The organism is Amycolatopsis sp. NPDC051373, from assembly GCF_040689465.1.
Taxonomy (GTDB): Bacteria; Actinomycetota; Actinomycetes; order Mycobacteriales; family Pseudonocardiaceae; genus Amycolatopsis.
Genome location: NZ_JBFBAE010000040.1, coordinates 1 through 17,487, shown reverse-complemented (window position 1 = coordinate 17,487; position 17,487 = coordinate 1). Strand labels below are relative to the sequence as shown.

At 71.6% G+C, this 17,487-nt stretch carries 14 protein-coding genes and 1 pseudogene; 8 read left to right on the top strand and 7 right to left on the bottom strand.

Annotated elements, in window-relative coordinates:
- Positions 1-147: 147 nt before the first annotated feature.
- Positions 148-336, top strand: coding sequence for a hypothetical protein (locus AB0383_RS45375; protein ID WP_366190640.1), 189 nt, complete (start codon positions 148-150; stop codon positions 334-336).
- On the opposite strand, the gene AB0383_RS45370 is transcribed toward AB0383_RS45375, so the two are convergent.
- The 3 genes from AB0383_RS45370 to AB0383_RS45360 all read right to left on the bottom strand — a co-directional run bounded on the left by AB0383_RS45370 (position 333) and on the right by AB0383_RS45360 (position 6,608).
- Complete coding sequence (locus AB0383_RS45370) at positions 333-650, bottom strand: hypothetical protein (RefSeq protein ID WP_366190638.1); 318 nt, start codon at positions 648-650, stop codon at positions 333-335. The two genes, AB0383_RS45375 and AB0383_RS45370, sit on opposite strands and share 4 nt — an antisense overlap.
- A 1,026-nt stretch (positions 651-1,676) precedes the next feature.
- Positions 1,677-5,885: an HAD-IC family P-type ATPase gene (locus tag AB0383_RS45365; protein WP_366190636.1), complete on the bottom strand. Its 4,209-nt coding sequence runs from the start codon at positions 5,883-5,885 to the stop codon at positions 1,677-1,679.
- A gap of 3 nt (positions 5,886-5,888) precedes the next feature.
- Positions 5,889-6,608 (bottom strand): hypothetical protein, encoded by a 720-nt coding sequence (locus AB0383_RS45360; RefSeq protein WP_364187322.1) that lies wholly within the window; start codon positions 6,606-6,608, stop codon positions 5,889-5,891.
- 563 nt (positions 6,609-7,171) lie between these two features.
- Between AB0383_RS45360 and AB0383_RS45355 the strand changes: the two genes are divergently transcribed.
- Together AB0383_RS45355 and AB0383_RS45350 are read left to right on the top strand one after the other, a co-directional pair.
- Positions 7,172-7,936: an SDR family oxidoreductase gene (locus AB0383_RS45355; protein ID WP_366190634.1), complete on the top strand. Its 765-nt coding sequence runs from the start codon at positions 7,172-7,174 to the stop codon at positions 7,934-7,936.
- 40 nt (positions 7,937-7,976) lie between these two features.
- The gene (locus AB0383_RS45350; protein ID WP_366190632.1) at positions 7,977-8,414 is read left to right on the top strand and encodes a cupin domain-containing protein; all 438 of its coding nucleotides are present in this window, start codon (positions 7,977-7,979) and stop codon (positions 8,412-8,414) included.
- Between the two features lie 447 nt (positions 8,415-8,861).
- On the opposite strand, the gene AB0383_RS45345 is transcribed toward AB0383_RS45350, so the two are convergent.
- The 4 genes from AB0383_RS45345 to AB0383_RS45330 form a co-directional block, all read right to left on the bottom strand.
- Positions 8,862-9,128 carry a hypothetical protein gene (locus AB0383_RS45345; protein WP_366190630.1) on the bottom strand — a complete coding sequence of 89 codons (267 nt, stop codon included), beginning with the start codon at positions 9,126-9,128 and terminating at the stop codon, positions 8,862-8,864.
- 219 nt (positions 9,129-9,347) lie between these two features.
- Entirely contained in the window at positions 9,348-10,130 is a 783-nt protein-coding gene (locus tag AB0383_RS45340) for an ANTAR domain-containing protein (RefSeq protein ID WP_364187308.1), read from the bottom strand.
- A gap of 208 nt (positions 10,131-10,338) precedes the next feature.
- Positions 10,339-11,421, bottom strand: coding sequence for a hypothetical protein (locus tag AB0383_RS45335; RefSeq protein ID WP_364187305.1), 1,083 nt, complete (start codon positions 11,419-11,421; stop codon positions 10,339-10,341).
- Between the two features lie 253 nt (positions 11,422-11,674).
- Positions 11,675-12,079 (bottom strand): ATP-binding protein, encoded by a 405-nt coding sequence (locus tag AB0383_RS45330; RefSeq protein ID WP_366190627.1) that lies wholly within the window; start codon positions 12,077-12,079, stop codon positions 11,675-11,677.
- A gap of 543 nt (positions 12,080-12,622) precedes the next feature.
- Between AB0383_RS45330 and AB0383_RS45325 the strand changes: the two genes are divergently transcribed.
- From AB0383_RS45325 to AB0383_RS45305, 5 genes and pseudogenes are all read left to right on the top strand, one after another.
- Positions 12,623-13,645 carry a chemotaxis protein CheB gene (locus tag AB0383_RS45325; RefSeq protein WP_366190625.1) on the top strand — a complete coding sequence of 341 codons (1,023 nt, stop codon included), beginning with the start codon at positions 12,623-12,625 and terminating at the stop codon, positions 13,643-13,645.
- A complete protein-coding gene (locus AB0383_RS45320; RefSeq protein ID WP_366190623.1) occupies positions 13,642-14,388 on the top strand; it encodes an ATP-binding protein in 747 nt (248 codons plus the stop codon). The genes AB0383_RS45325 and AB0383_RS45320 overlap by 4 nt, the downstream gene beginning before the upstream one ends.
- A gap of 28 nt (positions 14,389-14,416) precedes the next feature.
- Positions 14,417-14,770, top strand: a pseudogene (locus tag AB0383_RS45315) (chemotaxis protein CheR); the annotation flags it as partial.
- 521 nt (positions 14,771-15,291) lie between these two features.
- The gene (locus tag AB0383_RS45310) at positions 15,292-16,503 is read left to right on the top strand and encodes an ANTAR domain-containing protein (RefSeq protein ID WP_366190621.1); all 1,212 of its coding nucleotides are present in this window, start codon (positions 15,292-15,294) and stop codon (positions 16,501-16,503) included.
- Positions 16,504-16,917: 414 nt separating this feature from the next.
- Entirely contained in the window at positions 16,918-17,397 is a 480-nt protein-coding gene (locus tag AB0383_RS45305; RefSeq protein ID WP_366190619.1) for a DUF4383 domain-containing protein, read from the top strand.
- Positions 17,398-17,487 lie beyond the last annotated feature (90 nt).

The following is a 17,487-nucleotide window of genomic DNA, read 5'->3' as shown; positions in this document are numbered from 1 at the left end:
CCAGCAGCGCCGCGGGCTGATACCGGCCAGCCGGTAGAGCAGGCCCCCGGCACCCGGGACTGGGAAATGCCCGTTGGCCGTGACGACGCGGACACCTTCTGCCCGCCAGACTGAACGAGTCCCGTTCAGCCCGGAAGAAGCGACATCATGAACAACCGCCACCACGCCAGCAACAAGTACTGCGGCCAATGCAACCGCTGGCACTGCCAGTGCGACGGGTGTGGCTGGTTCTGGTACAACGCCTCCACGTTCGGCGAAGCGCTCCGGCACATCCGCCTGCACCAGCTCGACCGGGTGTACGCGGAAGCGGTTGCCGGCCCGCGGCGTGCAGCCTAGGGCTTGACGAGGAAGATGCCGGTCATCGATCGACGCTGGCCGTTCGGGGCGAAGACCGCCACTCCATTTCCGTTGTCGACCTCCAGGCGGTAACCGTCGATCGTTCGCAGAACTTCGGAGCCGTCGGGCCGCTGGTGCAGAACACCGCTGGACAGGTCTGTGGGATCGACATTGAGCAGCACGAAGGTCAACCCGGATTCGCAGGGCGCATTCCAGTACACGATGCCGTCGGCACCGACGTGGTAAGGGATGACCGTGTCGAGCTGAACGTTGCCCGGCCCGTCGAACTCGGCGGCGAGCAGCAGCATGCGCACCGTGCCGTCAGCTGTAGGAACGGTCATGGCGTCGCCCTCCGTCGGTCTCGCGCGAGCTGTTAGTTCGCCAGCGCCCTCGGTATCGGCCTGGGCCGCCGGTGATGGGGAGACGGAGCGCATGGTCCAACCCGTTGCACTGCGGAGGCCACCACTCGCACCAGTGCTGTTGAGGAGCCGGGCGGGGCCCGCTGGACGAGGAGCTCGAGCAGGCAGCTGACGCAGGGGACACCGCGCTGGGTCAGAACACGCCGTGGTCACCTGGACCAGGGCATTGTCAGACACGCCCTAGCCGTCACCGCTCCCGCGGGAGGTAGGTCGGCGAGCCGGTTGCTGTGGAATTTCGTAGCCGCTCGGGTCGGCGCCCAACGTGGAGCAGGTAGTCGTAGCGTGGCGATGATGTGGTGTGTGCGTACGACTTCGGGCAGCCGGACGACGGGAAACACTCGCAGACCGCGACCGGTGACGGCCGGATCGACGTCGGCGCGGGATCGCCCAGGTTCTCTCCGATCGGCGGACCCTGCGCAGGGCAGGGTGCGGACGACCGGCCCGCGCGCGCAGGGAGGTCGGCGTTGCTGATCCGGCCGTCGGTTCCGAGCACAGCCAGGATCAGTGACCACGTCATCCCGCTTGTCGGCCGCCGTCCGCTGTCGGGCTTGGCCGGCATCGGGTCGATTCAGCCGGAGACCGGGGAACGGTTTTCGGCTGCACGTGCCGTCGCGGGCTCCCGTCAGTGCGCCGAGAGCGCCGCTCCTTGCCGGCGAGCGGTATTCACATCTCGATGGTCGCGCGGCGCCGCCTCAGGCGGCGTCGGCGGGGGTGAACGCGTGGGTGAAGAGGGCCTGCGCCAGCTTGAGCACGAGGGACTCGATGAGGTTCGCGCCGAGCTTGGCGAGGACGGTGGCGAAGAACTCGGCCATGGTGGTCTCCTCGGGTCACGGGGGCTTCGAGGGGACGAAACCCGCTGCGGGTGAGGGAAAGACGGAATCGGGATTGCGGCCCGGTGAACGCGTTGGGAAATCCGGTGGTTCAGGCGTGGGCGAGGACGCGTTGGGCGGCGGCCTGCGCGACGGTCGCGGTCGCTGCCGCGCCGAGGGCGAGCGCCCATTGGTGCGGCAGCAGCGGGCGGCAGCCGAAGAAGCCGCTGACTCCGGGCGTCTGGACGATCGCCGCGAGGGTCAGCAGGGAGCCGGCGCCGGCCGCGACCACGAGGGGGGTGCGGCCGCGTACGGCGATCGTCTGGCCGAGCTGGGCCGCGACCAGTGTCACCAGCCCAGTGGTGCTGGCTTGCTGGGGCGTGCTGACCGTGCGCGCGGCGAGCCAGCCCGCCAGGGCTGCACCGGCGGTGGTCGACGCGCGGGCGATCAGGTCCTTCGTGAGCACCGCGCCGAGTGAGGCTTCGGGGCCTTCGCGCAGCAGGTCGTCCGCGCTCGCGTGTGGCGGCGGGCGGACGGCGACGGCCATCGCGGGGAGCACGTCGGTCAGCAGGTTGATCAGCAGCAGCTGCCTCGCGTTGAGGGCGTCCCGGGTGCTCAGCAGGCCGGCGCCGACGGTGAAGGCGACTTCGCCGAGGTTGCCGCCCAGCAGGATGGACAGGGCGTCGCGGACCGAGGCCCACATCGCGCGGCCCTCTGCGATGGCGTCGGTGATCGTTTCGATTCGGTCGTCCGTCAGGACCAGGTCCGCGGCCTCACGGGTGGCCGGCGTTGCGGTGGCCCCGAGCGCGATGCCGACGTGCGCGAGCCGGACCGCGGGCGCGTCGTTGGCGCCGTCACCGGTCATCGCGACGACCCGTCCGAGGCCGTTGAGCTGTTGCACGATGCGCGCTTTTTGCGCGGGGCTGACGCGCGCGAACACCGTGACGTCTTCGATGCGGGCGGCGAGCTGCTCGTCGTCGGCGGCGTCGACCTCGGCGCCGGTCATCACCGCCTCGCCGGTGCCGAGGGACAGCTCGGCCGCGATCGCGGCGGCGGTGCTCGGGTGGTCCCCCGTGATCATCGCGACCCGCACACCGGCGTGGCCCAGCTCGGCGATGGCCCGCGCCGCGGTGGGCCGCACGGGGTCGGCGAGGACGAGCAGGCCGCGGAAGGTCAGGTCGTGGATGTCGTCCTCGGTCAACTCGATGCGCTCAGTCTGCTCGGCCCGGTCGATCCCGTCGCGGGGTACCCGGCGCTCGGCCACCGCGAGCACCCGGAATCCCTGTCGTGCCATGCGATCGACGGTGCCGAGCAGGTTGCCGTCCGGCCCCGCGCAGCGGGCGAGGACCGCCTCCGGGGCGCCCTTGACGCTGAGGAGGGGTCCGTCCGGTGTGTCGGCCAGTGCCGCGTGGTAGCCGCGGGTCGGCTCGAACGGCAGCTCGGCGAGCCAGGTCAGCTTTCCCACGCCGCGCCCGGGTTCGACGCCGTGGGTGGCGGCGGCCTCGAGCACGGCTCGGTCGGTGGGGTGCGGCGTCTGTCCCTCCGCTTGCCACGGGCTCGCCCGTACGGCGGCGGCGAGCACGTCACGCAGGTGGAGCGTGAGCTCGTCCGGGCGACGTCCCGTGGTGCCGTCGGAGACCTCGCGCAGACGGATCCGGCCCTCGGTGAGCGTGCCGGTTTTGTCGAAGCAGAGCAGGTCGACCCGGCCCAGTGCCTCGATCGTCGACGGACTGCGGGCGAGCACACCTCGGTGCGCGAGGCGCCGGGCCGAGGCGAGTTCGGCGATCGTGGCGACGAACGGCAGGCCTTCGGGTACCGCGGCCACCGACAGGCCGACGGCCCGGCCGAGCGCTTGGCTGATCGCGTTGCCGCGGGCGAGGTCGGCCAGCAGCAGCGCGGTGCCGGCGCCCAGAGTCACCGGCAGCGTGATGCGGGTCAGCTCGGACAGCCGGGCGGCGACTCCGGTGACCGGGGGCGCTGCTCCGTTCACCTGTGCCGTGCGTCCTGCCTCGGTCCGTTCGCCGGTCGCGACGACGACCGCGGTGCCGTGTCCGGCCGCGACCACGGTGCCGCGGTAGAGCATCGACGAGCGATCTGCGACCGCGTCGGCCGCGCTGGCGGGCACGCTCTTCGTGACGAGCTGCGACTCGCCAGTCACGCTCGACTCATCCACCTCCAGCCCGTAGGCGTCGAGGAGCCGGCAATCGGCGGGTACCGCGTCGCCGGGCCGCAATTCGATTACGTCGCCGGGTACGAGCTGCTCGGCTCGCGCCGTCGTCGAAGTGCCGGCACGGCGCAGCCGGACCTGCGACGCACTCGTGTCGAGCAGGTGGTGCAGCTCGCGGTCGGCGCCGAGCCGCTGGGCACCACCGATGAGCGCGTTCAGGGCGAGCACGCCGATGATCAGCACGGCGTCGGTGATCGAGCCGAGTGTGGCCGACACGCCGGCGCCGGCGGCCAGCGCCGGGGTCAGCGGGCCCGCGAGCTCGTCGGCCGAGGCGCGGGCCAGCCCGAGCCCCTCGGGCTCGGCTCGGCCTTCGGTGCGGCGGCGTTCCGCCGACTCGGCGGCGAGCCCGTCGTCGCTGGTCTTCAGGCGGCTGAGCACGGCCTCGGGTGACATCGCGTGCCACGGCGTGCGGTCGAGCGGGATCGGCTCGGGCCGCCGTCCGGCCTCCGCCCCCGTCCAGGTCCCGGTGGCCAGCGCCAGCAACGTGGCGAAGTGGACCGGGAACGATCCCCGCGAAGCCGCTGTCTCTTGTGGACCGAAACCCCCGAAGAGCGTGCCGAGCGCCGATCCGGCGACGGTGAGTCCCGCGCTGTAGCGGCTGGCGCGGTGGGCGGGCTCGACCGTGTCCAACAGCGTGCACACCTGCGCGAGTCCGGGGCACAGGACGTGCGCGGTCCACGGCACGCTGCGATCGGTGTCGGCCACCCCGAGGCCCACGTCCGCCTCGGCAAGCCCGGCCGGATCAGCCGACACGACCGCGACGACGTGGCCGTCGGCCTGCAGCCTCCGCACCTGCTCGCCCAGTGTGCCCGGCTCCGCCTCGATGACCTCGCCGGCCCGCCGGGCGGCCGCGGTGACGGCCTCGGCCAGCGGGTGGGTCTCGTCCTCCAGTTCAGCCCGCGCCACGATTGTTCCGTCGTGGTGCACGCGGAGCACGTCGCCCCGTGCGTGCACCGTCCACTCGTGAGATCCGCCGCCAGGGTGCTGCGGGTCCGCGAGGTCGTAGAGCGTGCGCAGCACGTCGGCCCGGTCGGCGGCGCCCGTGATCGTGACCTCGCCGACGACCTTGCGGCCGGTGCGCAGCAGCGAAGTGTCGAGCACGACGCGGTCCACCCGGTCCAGACGTCGCAGTGCGGCCGGCTCGAGAACCAGGCACCCGCTCGTGGAGACGTCGGTGCTCACTTGCGCGGCGAACGCCTCGCGGCCGAGCTTCGCCGCGCGCGGCACGGCGGCGAGCAGCACGCCCATGGCCCGGTCCGCGCTGCGGCTGGCCGCGAGCACCCCGGCTGCTCCCGCGAGGCCGAACGCTGCCGTTCCGTTCGCGGTCCGCTCGATCGGCCCCACCGGCAATGGGCGGGGGCGCTGTACCGCCTCGGTCGCCGTGGAGGAATGCCGGTGTACCTCAGTTTCCGGCTCCCACCGTTCCCAGGCGTCGCGGCGGGCGGTCACCTCCCGGCGCAGGCACCACCGGTAGATCGCGTCGGTGGCGAGAGCGACCGGCCGCCGCGCCAGCGTCTGGCTGACTACGCCTCCGGCCGCGAAGACCGTGTCCGTGGCGGAGCGCCCCAGCGCCGATTCCACGCCGGCACGCAGCGCCGGCGTGGAATCGATGAGCGACGCGAGCGCGGGCGCCACCGGCGGCAACGCCCGCCCCGGCAGCAGCCGGCCCAGCGCGGAGTAGGACAGCCCGAGCACGTTGGCACCGACTGCGGCCACTTCACGCAGGACCGGCGCCGGGTTTCCCGGGTGCACGTCGCTCGTCGACGCGCGGCCCTGAAGTGCCCACTCCTTCTCGACCGCGGAGATCACCTCGGCCAGTTCCCGGACCCCGGTCGTCTCCGGGTCGTGGTCGACGACGACCCGGCCGAGCACCGAGTTCAGGATGACGTCCCGAACGCCGGGTTGTTCGCTCAGGCTGCGCACGAGCACCTGCGCTGCCGCCTCGTGGCCCGGCTCGTGCAGGCCGCGCACCTCCAGGTGGGTGCGCTCGCCGGAGGTCCACGAGCGTCGCCCGGGAGCTGCCGCACCGCGCGCGACTGCGGCGATCGGCTCGGCCACCGCGCGGACGAGGCCGAACGGATCGGGCAGACGCACGGGCTACTCGCCGCCGGGCGCGGAATTGCTGTCCTGCTTGCCCGACTTCGCCGCCTCGCCGGACGGTGCCGGTGCCGCGGGCTGCAACCTCGCCGGGGTGGACCCCGTCCGCGATTCTCGCTGCGCGGGCGCGGTTTCTGGCTTCTTCGGCGTGCGACGCTTCGCGGCCGCGGGTTCGGACTTGGCCACGGCGGGTTCGGGCTGCCCGGCCTGTGGTGGTGTGCGCTCCGCCAGCGGATGGTGCGCGCCCGCGATCTCGGGCTGGCCGGCCATCGACGGCCGCTCTCCTGATGTGACCCGCTTCGTCGGCTGGTGTGCACCGGCGGTCTCGGGCTGGCCGGCGGGCCGCACCCGATCCTGGGGTGCTCGCCGCTTTTCGACCGGCTTCACCGGCGCGGTCCGCGCTCCCGGCTCGGCGGCACGCGATTCACGACCGCGTCCTGCCACCGCCGTACCCACTCCGATCGCGATGGCCACCGGCCACTCGATCAGCTCGACCGCGGTCAGCACTCCCAGTGCCCCGTAGTAGACGAGCTGCCGCGGCGGCGGCAGGAACGAACGAGCGGTGTCCAAGGCCGCGCTCATCTCGTGGCGCGCCTGCTTCGGAACCCGGGGCATCCGCACGTCGGGTGCGTGTAACTCGGGGAGCCCAAACGGGAGTTTCACCTTGGCGGTGCGGGACTGCTCCTGCGTTTCGCCGGTCTCGACGGCGTTGGTGGCCATGGCTTCTCCCTTTGCCGATCCACAGCGACCGCGCCCATGTTACGAGCCGCGCAACGTCCACTGAAGGCTCGACGAACGGCCGCGACGACGAGGATTTCAACCCGTGCTTGCGGCCGAACGCCTCCGTGCCCTCGCGTTCGTGACACACGACGTGCGCCCCGGCAGTCGCAACGTTTCCGGCTGGGCCGTCGCCTGCCCTGGGTCGGCGGTGTGGCACGGTCCGGCAATACGAGTGGACCGCGCGGCTGCAATTGAGCCCTGACTGTCACCGATTTCGGGTTGGGGTAGCCGACGGGCTTCCGTGTCGCCGATGCCTTCATGACTGGTTGACAGAGAGCGGGAATGGTGAAAAAGCGACCCTTCAATGCCGAGTGTGGGCGCGGGATGCTGAGCAGCGGGCCCGCAGAAGGGAGACGTGGTTGGTGGATGTGCGGAGGAGTGGCGCGGCTCCGTGAATTGCGCAGGCCCCTCCGCAGACAGTCGCGCACGTGAGTACACCGTTCATCGCCCATTCGTGCTGGCCTTTGTGCTTCGGCTGCAGGAGTCGCTGCCCGAGTTCCGCCGTGGCCAAGCAGTGCTGGGGCTGCCAACCTGTCACTGCCTTCCCGCGCGGCCGGATGCCCGGTAGCCAGCGGAGGATGCCCATGAAGATCGTGGTTATCGGCGGTACAGGTTTGATCGGTTCGAAGCTTGTGACGAAGCTCGGCGAGCACGGCCACCAGGCGGTAGCCGCATCGCCGAACGCCGGCGTCAACACGCTCACCGGCGAAGGACTTTCGGACGCCCTGGCCGGCACGGCGTTGGTGGTCGATGTGGCGAATTCGCCGTCGTTCGAGAATGCCGCGGTGATGGAGTTCTTCGAGACCTCGACCCGCACACTGCTGGCCGCCAGTGGCTGCTTCCGGGTGAAGATCGCGCAGGAGTCGCCGATCGAAAAGTCGTCGATCCCGTATTCACTCGTGCACGCCACGCAGTTCTTCGGATTCGTCGCGCGCATCGCGGACGCGGCCGCCGAGGGTGGCGCGGTCCGGTTGGCACCTGTGCTGTTCCAGCCCATCGCGGGCGACGACGTCGCCCAGGCGGTCGGCTCGACCGCGGGGGGCTCGCCGCTGAACGGGACGGTCGAGATCGCCGGCCCCGAGCAGTCCCGGATGGACGAGTTCTTCCGCGCGGCGCCGGCCGCCCGCAACGATCCGCGTGAGGTGGAGCCAAACCCGCACGCGCGCTACTTCGGAACCGAGCTGAGCGAGCGGACTCTCGTGCCGGCCGGCCTGGCGATCCGAGGCGAGATCCGCAACGCCGAGTGGCCCGGCCGGATTCGGGAGTAACGCCGCCCTGCACCACCCATCCGACACGGAGGTGTTTCTCATGCCGAACATCGATCCGGCGCCGACCGGGCAGAAGCCGCGATCGACCGCCTGGGAGTCGGCGTTCACCACGCTGCAGGAGGTAGAACCGCCTTTCATTCCGGCGGGAGCCCACGTGATGACCGTGGTTGTCGAGTATCCAGCCGGTGATCCCGGTGCGCCGCCGCACCGGCATCCGGGGCCCGCGTTCGGCTACGTGCTGGACGGCGAGATGCTGCTGGAGCTGGAAGGCGAGCCGGAGCGGGTCGTGCATGCCGGAGAGGCGTTCTGGGAGCCGGGTGGCGACGTCATCCACTACCAGGACGGCAACAACCGCGAGGACGTCCCGCTCCGGTTCACCGTCATGATGCTGTGCGAACCCGGCAAGCCGATGCTGGTGCTGGTGGAGGAAGCAGAGCTCGCCCAGCGCAAAGATCGCCGGGCCCCGCGGAGGACCTGACCGGGCCGTCCGACGGGACGGGGTGCCAGGAATGACGGACCCGATCGGCAACACCGGACGCGACGTTCTCGCTCAAGCAGCGCACGGACGAGGGGCTCGCACAGAAGGCGCTGGAAACCGTCATCCGCCGGCGCCACACAACCGGGCGCGTCGCCACCCCGGAGATGCTGCATCTCGCGCTGGCGCAGGACGTCCTCGCCGCGATCGGCTGTAGCGCCTCATCCGACCCGGCCGAACCTTTCTGCGCCCGCGCACCACTATCCGACCGCCGTGAACCTGACGCCGATGCACTTCGGCGAGCTGGCCCTCCAGCACTTCATGTTCCTCGAACGCGCGGAGGGCATGGCGCTCGAAGGTGCGGAACGCATCGACGCGCCCGTGCACAAGGCGGTTCCTCTGATGCCCGCGGGCGACATCATCCCCCAGCTCCAGGACTTCGCCACGCCGTCACGAACAGCTCACCCGAGCGCGTGGCGCGCGCTCGAACCGGCGCAGCGTGCGCTGACCGCCGCGGCGGACTCGCTCGCTGCGCACTTCGCCGGCCGGGGCGCGGTCGGTCGCTTCGCGCCCGGCGGCGGCATGGCAGGTACAACCGCAACGGAGGATGAGCCGATGCACTTCGAGCAGGACGTCAAGCCACTGTTTCGCGAGCAGGACCGCGATGCGATGGCCTTCGCCTTCGACCTCTGGTCTGTCGGCGATGTCTCGGCCCACGCCGACGCCATCCTCGGCCGGCTCGAAGCCGGAGCAATGCCGTGCGACGGAGGATGGCCCGCCGACGAAGAAGTGCTCCTCGTGCGGGAAGTCCGAGCTCGGGCCGGGGGCGCGTTGTGCCTTGCCTCGGGCGTAGCGGGCGTCGAATCCGGTGATCGGGGCGGAGACAGCGAGGGTGTCGCGGCCGCGGGAACTACGAGGCGATGGCGGGGTCGGGGGTCAGGATGCACCCGGCCCGGGGTCGGGCAGATCGAGCTCGCCGTGGCGAGTGGCGAGGGTTTCGGCCAGCTCGACGAGTTTGACGTTGAGGTCTTGGGACGTGCGGCGCAGCAGGTCAAACGCTTCGTCGGCGGACAGGCCGCGGCGCGCCATCAGGATGCCTTTGGCTTGGCCGATGACGTCGCGGGAGTCGATAGCCCGCTCCATGTGGTGGTTCTGGAGCCGGCCTCGGGTGACGGTGTCGACGTGGGCGAGGGCGAGCGAGGCGTGGGTGGCCAGCAGCAGCGCGGCCGCCCGGTCGGGCTCACCGAGCCCACCGGCGCGCCTAGCGTAGACGTTGAGCGCGCCGGATAACCGCGGTGGCTGCGCGTCGGTCAGCAGCGCGGTGGACATCACCGCACCCCAACCACGCTGGGCGGCGGCCGGTCCGAACCGTGGCCACCGTGAGGTGGTGGCCAGGTCCGGGCTGTCGGCGACGGCGGGCCCCGCCGGGTCGGCGGCATCCAGGCACGGCCCTTCATGGAGCCGGTATTGCAGCTGATCGAGTTCGCCGGCGACCGGGTCGGTCTGGATCGGGGTGTGGAACGTCCCGTCCGGGGCGCGCAGCGTGATGCTGACCAGCTCGGCGCCGGGTACCACCCGCAGCGCGGTGTCAGTGACTTGCTGCAGGACGTCGCCGACCGTGTGGGTGTTCAGCAGCGAATAGGTCAGCGTGGCGAACTGCTGGGCCAACGGCCCGAGCGGCGCGCCGTGCTCGGGCGCCGGGCGCCGGGCGACGGCCACGGCCGCGTCGGCGGAGAATTGGAGCTTGTCGCAGGCCCAGTCTTCGTCACTGGGCGATGTGTGTGGCACCTCGGCCCCCTCTCCGCACGGCCACGAGGCCGGCTCGTGACTCGGACCACCCGACTCTCATGATGATGCACTGCAGGGAAGCCCGATGGTGGTGCCGGACACCCGCCGGGCCGACACGTCCATCACCTGTTGCCGCAGCTCATTCACGACGCTGGTCCCGGTGCCGGTGTGAGTGCCGGGCCACGACGTCGCGGGCGGCCTCGATCAGTGGCCGGCCCGAGGCGAACGCCGACGCCCGCAGGCGAACCAGCGCCTCGTCGGTGCTGATGGTCTGCTGAATCGACAGCAGACCGACCGCGATGTTGATGTCCTCGTACGCTGTGGAGCTGCTGATTTGCTGGGCCAGCTCGCGGTCGTCCGACAGGGCCGTCGCGACCAGCTCGACCAGGTCGTGGGCGTCGGCCAGTCCGGCCGGAGGCGTTCCGGTATCGCGCCGGTAGAGGGTCATCGTGCCCAGCGGGAGAGCGGTCGCCGTGGACAGCGGGAACGCGAACACCGCGTCGACCCCGTATTCGCCCGCTGCACCGACGAATCCCGGCCACCGCCCTGCGTGCTCGGACAGTCGGGTGACGGTGACCGGTTGGCCAGTGGTGAACGCGGTGATCGAGGGCCCCTCGCCGGTGATGTATTGCAGCTCCTCGATCCGCTGTCCCCAGGGGTCGGTGGCCGCGAGCTCATGCTGCGTCAGTCCGCGTCCGCGGATGGTGATCACCACCGCGTCGACATCGCGCACCAGGTGCGCGGCCGCTGCCGCGACCGCCCGACTCACTGGTGGGTCGGCCTGACTGGCGGTGTGGGCGAGGTGGCGCCGCAGGACGTTACGTCGAGCCGACAGGGTTGTCTCGCCTGTTGTCGGCAGTGCTGAGCATTCCGCGGCCCGCCGACGGTCCGCCTCGGCATCGGCACGATGTCGGGCAGCGTGCCCTCGGCAGGCGAGCACGTCCCCGATTCCGTGTTCGGCCACACGCTCGAGGACTCGGGCGGCCCGCTCGTGCGCGGCGGCCGCGCGCAGAAAGCCCTGCCGGAGGCTCTCCCGCGCCGTGGCCGCGCGCTCCTGCGCGACCTGAACCCGCTGAGCAGCGCGGGCCGCAGCAGTCCGGCCCGGCTCGGCACGTCCACGGCCGGTCAGGGCCGCTCGACGGGTCGCCAGCTCGCGTGCGCGCGCGCCCGCAGCCTGCCCCCTCGCACGAGCACGCTCCGCTCCCTCTTCTGTCGTGATCACCCTCCCCACATTCCCCCTTCGGCTACGGTTCAATCAGCAGAAGAACGGGCCAGCCTCACGTTCCCGCCAAACGGCGGGGCAAGCGCGTTTCGGGGCTGGCCCGCTGCTCGGGACCGTGTCCAGTCTCGTGGTGGGACCGGCTACGTCGCGATCTGCGCGGCGGGCTCGCGACCCTCCGCCACCGTGGGCGCCACCGCACCGAACGCGGAGAGCCTGGGGTGGGCACCGTGGACACTGGCGCCACGCGTCGTCGTCAGCGTCGCGCGGGCCGGTGGTGCCCTGCCGGCACGCGCAGGGTCGCCCAGACGACCTTGCCGCCGGCCCAGGTGCGGCTGCAGCCCCACGCGCGGGCCAGTTGCGCGACGATCTTGAGCCCGAGGCCGGGTTCCATCGGATCTCGCTGCTCGTCGAGCTCGACGAGGCGGGGGTCGTCGTCGGCGACGGCGATCGTGCAGATGCCGCGGCGGAGATTGAGGCGGACCTGGGGTTCGGAGTGCGTGTGGTGCAGCGCGTTCGTCACGAGCTCGGTGACGATCGTTCCCGCCTGGTCGGTGAGCTCGGGAACGTGCCAGGCCCGCAGCACCTCGCCGGTGAAATCGCGGGCGACCTCGCCGGCCACTTCGGTGCGCGGGAACTGGCGGACGGCGCGCTGCCGCACGGGGTTGCCGAACTCGCGTTCCGCCTCGGCCGCGTCGCGGTGGACGCGGGCGTAGCGGGCGAGGGAGAAACGGGTCGGAGTGCCCGCTGGTGCGGCTGACGCGTGGCGAGGGCGAACGGTACCCCCGGCCAGCTGCCCACCCGCATCGCCACCAGCGCGAAAACACTCAGCCGGGCGTCCTCGGGGAAGGCCAGCTCCGAGACATCGGCGATCAGGCCGTCCGGTGCCTCCGCGGCGGCCTTGAGCAGTCCGTCGCGCACGGTGCGGCGCGACCGCGGGTCGAGCGTGCCGGTGAACACGAGCACCGTCGATCGAGCGCGCCGGACGAGCTCGGTGCGGACCTCGGACATCACCGCCCTCTTTCCGCCCGGACGGGCTGGTTTCTCCCTCCTCGGCGCCCAGATTACCCCGTTCGTTAACTGTCCACTGTGGAATTCCGTGACAGGGCGGGGCCATCAGAGCCGAAGTGGTTTCGCGTGGCGCGAGCGGGGAAACCAAACCATCAGTGACTACGCTCACGCGGAATGTGAGGAGGTGCGAGCCGTGTCGCTCGTCAAGCGCGACCTGGTGGTTGTCGGTGCTTCGGCCGGTGGCATCGAGGCGCTGCGCGCATTGGCAGCGACTCTGCCGCCGGACTTCCCCGCGGCTGTCCTCGTGACCGTCCACCTCGGCATCGGAGCCCGCAGCGCACTTCCGCTGATTCTCGATCGCGCCGGGCCGCTCCCCGCGAAGTCGGCCGAGCACGGGGCGGACCTGGCTCCGGGCACGATTTACGTCGCCTCGCCGGACCGGCACCTGCTGACCGCCGGCGGAAAGATCGTGCTGCCGAGAGGCCCTACGGAGAGTGGCCACCGTCCCGCAGCCAACGCGATGTTCCGCTCGGCCGCGCTGACCGAGGGACCCCGGGTGATCGGCGTCGTCCTCTCTGGGATGCTCGACGACGGGGCGGCCGGGTTGCGGGCGATCGTGGACCGGGGTGGGCTCGCGGTCGTGCAGGACCCGGCGGACGCGTTGTTCGCGGGAATGCCGACGAACGCCCTCGCCGAGGTCGAAACCGAACACGTGCTCCCCGCCGCGGAGATCGGCGCCGCACTGGACAAACTCGCGCGAACACCGGTGGATCCGCCTCCCGTCGCACCGCCATCGGACGCGCTTCGAGCCGAGGACCTGATCGCCCGGGAAGGCGTGGACTTCCAGGCGGTGCGGCCGGGGGAGAGCGGCCCGGCCAGCGGGTACACCTGTCCCGACCGCAACGGCGCGCTGGTCGCGGTCGGGGACGCCCCGGAACGGTACCGCTGCCGCATCGGTCACGCGTGGTCGGCGGAGGCTCTGCTGGGGGCTCAGGACGAGGAGTTCGAACGCGCGCTGTCGATGGCGTTGCGGTCCCTCGACGAGAAGGCCGGCCTCGCGCGCAAGCTTGAGCGTCGCTCCCACGACCGGGGGCACGGGGCGCTCGAAGAGCGGTACTCCCGTTCCGCCGGCGAGGCCGCGGACGCGGCGAAGACTCTGCGCCGCTTTCTGGTGGACTCCGTCGGCGCCGAAACGGAGGAGGAGGTCCGGCCGTGACCGACGGGCCACTCGAGCTGTCGCGGCACCGGCGGACGAGCTCGACGGTGGTGACCGCGACGGGTCACCTGACCGTCGCGGCCTACTCCGAGCTGCGGGACTACCTGCTGAAGTCGGCTGTCGAAGCTCCGGACGGGCTCGTCGCGGACATCAGCGGGCTCGACGTCGACGACTCGATGCTGGTGAGCGTGTTCACCCTGGTGGCCATGCGGATCCGGGAGTGGCCGGCGATCCCGCTCGCCGTCGTGTCCACCTCGGCGGAGCACCGGGCCCTGCTCCGGCGCCGGACCGTCGACCGGTACGCCTCGGTCCACGCCGACACCCAGGAGGCGGAGGCCGGGCTCGACCGGCCCGTCCGGCTCAGAGGGCAGCAGGAGATCGTGCGCTCACCGCGGGCGGCGGCGCACGCGAGATGGTTCGTGAGGGAGAAGTGCGCGGACTGGCGGGTACCGCACCTGGGCGACGACGCCTGCCTGGTCGTCACCGAGCTCGTGGAGAACACGATGGCGCACACGGAGTCGGCGCCGCGCCTCCGGCTGGATCTGCGACGGGAGATTTTCACCGTCGCCGTGGCCGACGACAGCCCCGTGAACGCGCATTTGCGCGAAGGCCTGGGTTTCGCCGATCGTGGCTTCGGCCTGAGGCTCGTTGCCCGGCTCGCGCGGACTTGGGGGAGCAGCCGGACGTGGCAGGGCGGCAAGGTCGTCTGGGCGGTCCTCGCCTCGCCGGCCCGGCCGTGGTGACCCGCGCCGGCGAGTAGCGTGTCGGAGCGTGACGGAACCGAAGCTCAAGCCCAACGGTGAATTCGAGTCGGTCCTCGCGTACCTCAAGGAGTCGCGGGGCTTCGACTTCACGGGTTACAAGCGCAGCAGCCTGATGCGCCGGGTCCGGCGGCGGATGACGCAGATCGGGATCGAGAGCTACGGCGACTACATCGACCAGCTGCAGGTGAACGCCGAAGAGTTCGTCGCGCTCTTCAACACGATTCTGATCAACGTCACCGGGTTCTTCCGCGATCCCGACGCCTGGGAGTACCTGCGCGAACCGGTGGTGCCCGCGATCCTGGCCGAGCGCAGCCCCGAGGAACCGATCCGGGTGTGGAGCGCCGGGCTGGCTGCGGATGAATCCGGCCCGGGCACGAGCCCGGGCGCTCTCTGCGCGTTGTCGTGCTTCTGCCAGCGCGGCGTGTGCTTGGACCACCGCCTCATGATGCCCACGGCCGCTGGTCTCTTCGTAATCCGCGGCGGAGTCCGCGTAGTCAGTGGCCTTCGTCCGCAAGGCGCTGCGGCGGTTCGCCGCGGTCAGCGCGCGTGCGGCGGCGTGCCCAGCCACTTCCGCGGCGGCTGCGCCGGGGTCGTCGGAACTGCTCACCTGTCCACGGTGCCACGGCTCCGCGGGGATGAACACGCATCGGCCGGTCCGATGTGCCTCGGCTCCCCGGATCGGCCGGGGCCGGGGCGACCGGAGGCCGTCGGGTTCTCCGATCAGGCCGGCGCCGGGCGCCTGCCGGCCTGGCACAGCGGGCGGTCGTTGAGTCGGCGTTCGCCTTCGCCCCTGGGCCCACGGTCGTGGCCGGGGCTACCGTGGGTAGTCGAGACCGTGCCGCCGAGGTGGGCTCGCCGGACGTGACGCGGAAGGGGGCGTCGATGACGGTCCGCTGCCGCGCCGACGACGTGCGCCACCTCCGTTCCGCGGTGGATTCGTCCGCTTCGGCTCCGGCGCGGGTGGTGGTTCTCGTCGGCGATCTGGCCGGTCCGGAGCTGGCCCAGGTCGAGGCCCGGTTGCTCGAGTTGGTCGGCCACGACCGGTGGCCGGTGGTGCTGGATCTGTCGCGCGTGTCGCTGCTGAGCGCGGCCGGGGTGCGCATGGTGCTGCGGATCGCGCGGACTCTTGCCGGCTCGGGCCGCGCCAACCGGGTGGTCGCCGCGGACGGTGTGGTGCGTCGGGTGCTGCGCGCGGCTCGTGCCGATGACGTGGTGGAGATCGACAACACGGTCGAGGCCGCCGAGGATGCTCTTCGTGGGCGTCGCGTCGTCGGCGACGGACCGGACGTGCCCACCGAGCAGTTGGCAGAGGACATCGCCGACCTGCGGACGAAGTTGGCGGTACGGCCGCTGGTCGCGCAGGCCCTTGGGCTGCTTCAGGAGCGCTATCGCCTGCCCGACGCGGACGCGGACGCGGCGCAGGCGTTGCTGCGCGACGCGTCGCAGGCCTTGAACGTGCGGCTGGTCGAGGTCGCGGCGACGGTGCTGAAGCTGCCGCGCCCCACCTCGGCGAACGGATCGCGATGGCTCACCGGATCACTGCGGCCTCGGCAACCCGACCTCGGGTTCGCGGTCCGGCGGCACCACGGACGCGCCACCGAAGCCGTGCTCGACGGTGCGGCGCAGCGCTGCCTGAGCGCCGCCGAAGCGGACGCCGCGGACGCCTGGCTCGTCCAGCCCGACGCCATGCTGCGGATGGCCGCCCACACCGGGCTGCCCCGGGTGTACGTCGACCACTTCGAGCGCGCGGCGCTCGCCGAGGCGGCCTGCGCGGTCGTCCTGCGCACCCGGCAGCGCGTCGTGGTGCCCGACGTCGGCGACGACCCGATCTTCGCCGGCACCCTCACCGAGGGCATCGTGCTCGCCGCCGGCTTCCACGCCCTGCAGAGCACCCCGGTCCGCGACCCCGACGACGGACGGGTGCTGGTCGTGCTCTCGACACTGCACCACACCATCGGGCACACTCCCGCGGCGGTCGAGTGCGCCACCCTCGATCACATCGCCGGCGCGACGGCGCGCTGGCTGCGTTGGCAACACGACGACACCCTGCTCGCCGCCGCGGAGCACTGCCATTCCCTCGCCACCGGCGGGTAGCGGCCCCGCCGCGGCCGTGAGCAAGAGACCCGGACGCACCGGTGTTCGACGTGTCACGCCGGCTCCGGGCTCGATGACACCGGTGAAGTGCATCGGGAACATCGTGATCAGCCGGCGGGCGACCGGCGAGACCGGCGGCCGGATAAACAGGGTGACGCCGCGTTCCTTCGCCAGGAAGTAGACCCGTTCCCAGACGCGCAGCCCGTCGAGCTCATCAACGACACCGCGGTCAGATCGGCCAGCGTGCTGATTGTGCCGTGCAGGAGCCCGTCGCGCTGATCGTCGGGCCGGCGGAAAGGAGCCGAGGCTCGTCGGGTCCGTTGCGATTACCTGGTCTGCCGCGGGGTACGTCCACGTCCAGCGTGGTGGCCGTCCGGGCCCCACCGAAGCCCGTTTCACGGGGAGGAGAAGGCCATGTCGACTCACACGCCGTCGCACACCGCAATCGGACGGTCGTCCGCCCAGCTCGCGGCCGGCATCGTCGCCGTTGTTTTCCTGGTGGTCGGCGTGCTGGGGTTCATCCCCGGCGTGACGACCGACTACGACCAGATGGGTCTCGCCGGGCACGGCTCGATGGCCATGCTGTTCGGGGTGTTCATGGTTTCGACCCTGCACAACGTCGTGCACCTGATTTTCGGCGTCGTCGGCCTGGTGTGCAGCCGCACCGCGCACGCGGCGCGGCTGTTCCTGCTGATCGGCGGGGTGGTGTACCTCGTGCTGTGGCTCTACGGGCTGCTCATCGAGCACGGCAGCGACGCGAACTTCGTCCCGGTCAACGGCGCGGACAACTGGCTCCACCTCGGTCTCGGACTCGGCATGATCGCCTTGGGCCTGCTCACCGGACGCGAAGGACGCGCCGTCTCCGCCCCGCACACCGGGGGAGGCGGCCGCTGACAACCACGTGCTGTGGTCAGCCGGTTTCGTCGGTGAGGTGGTGTTGGGCGCCGACGGGTTTGGATTCGGGGGAGCCGCGTTGGCGGAGGT

Excerpts from the sequence above, each read along its gene's own strand:
- AB0383_RS45375 (WP_366190640.1), top strand. The coding sequence starts at position 148 with ATGAACAACCGCCACCACGCCAGCAACAAGTACTGCGGCCAATGCAAC.
- AB0383_RS45360 (WP_364187322.1), bottom strand. The coding sequence starts at position 6,608 with ATGGCCACCAACGCCGTCGAGACCGGCGAAACGCAGGAGCAGTCCCGC.
- AB0383_RS45350 (WP_366190632.1), top strand. The coding sequence starts at position 7,977 with ATGCCGAACATCGATCCGGCGCCGACCGGGCAGAAGCCGCGATCGACC.
- AB0383_RS45310 (WP_366190621.1), top strand. The coding sequence starts at position 15,292 with ATGACGGTCCGCTGCCGCGCCGACGACGTGCGCCACCTCCGTTCCGCG.
- AB0383_RS45305 (WP_366190619.1), top strand. The coding sequence starts at position 16,918 with ATGTCGACTCACACGCCGTCGCACACCGCAATCGGACGGTCGTCCGCC.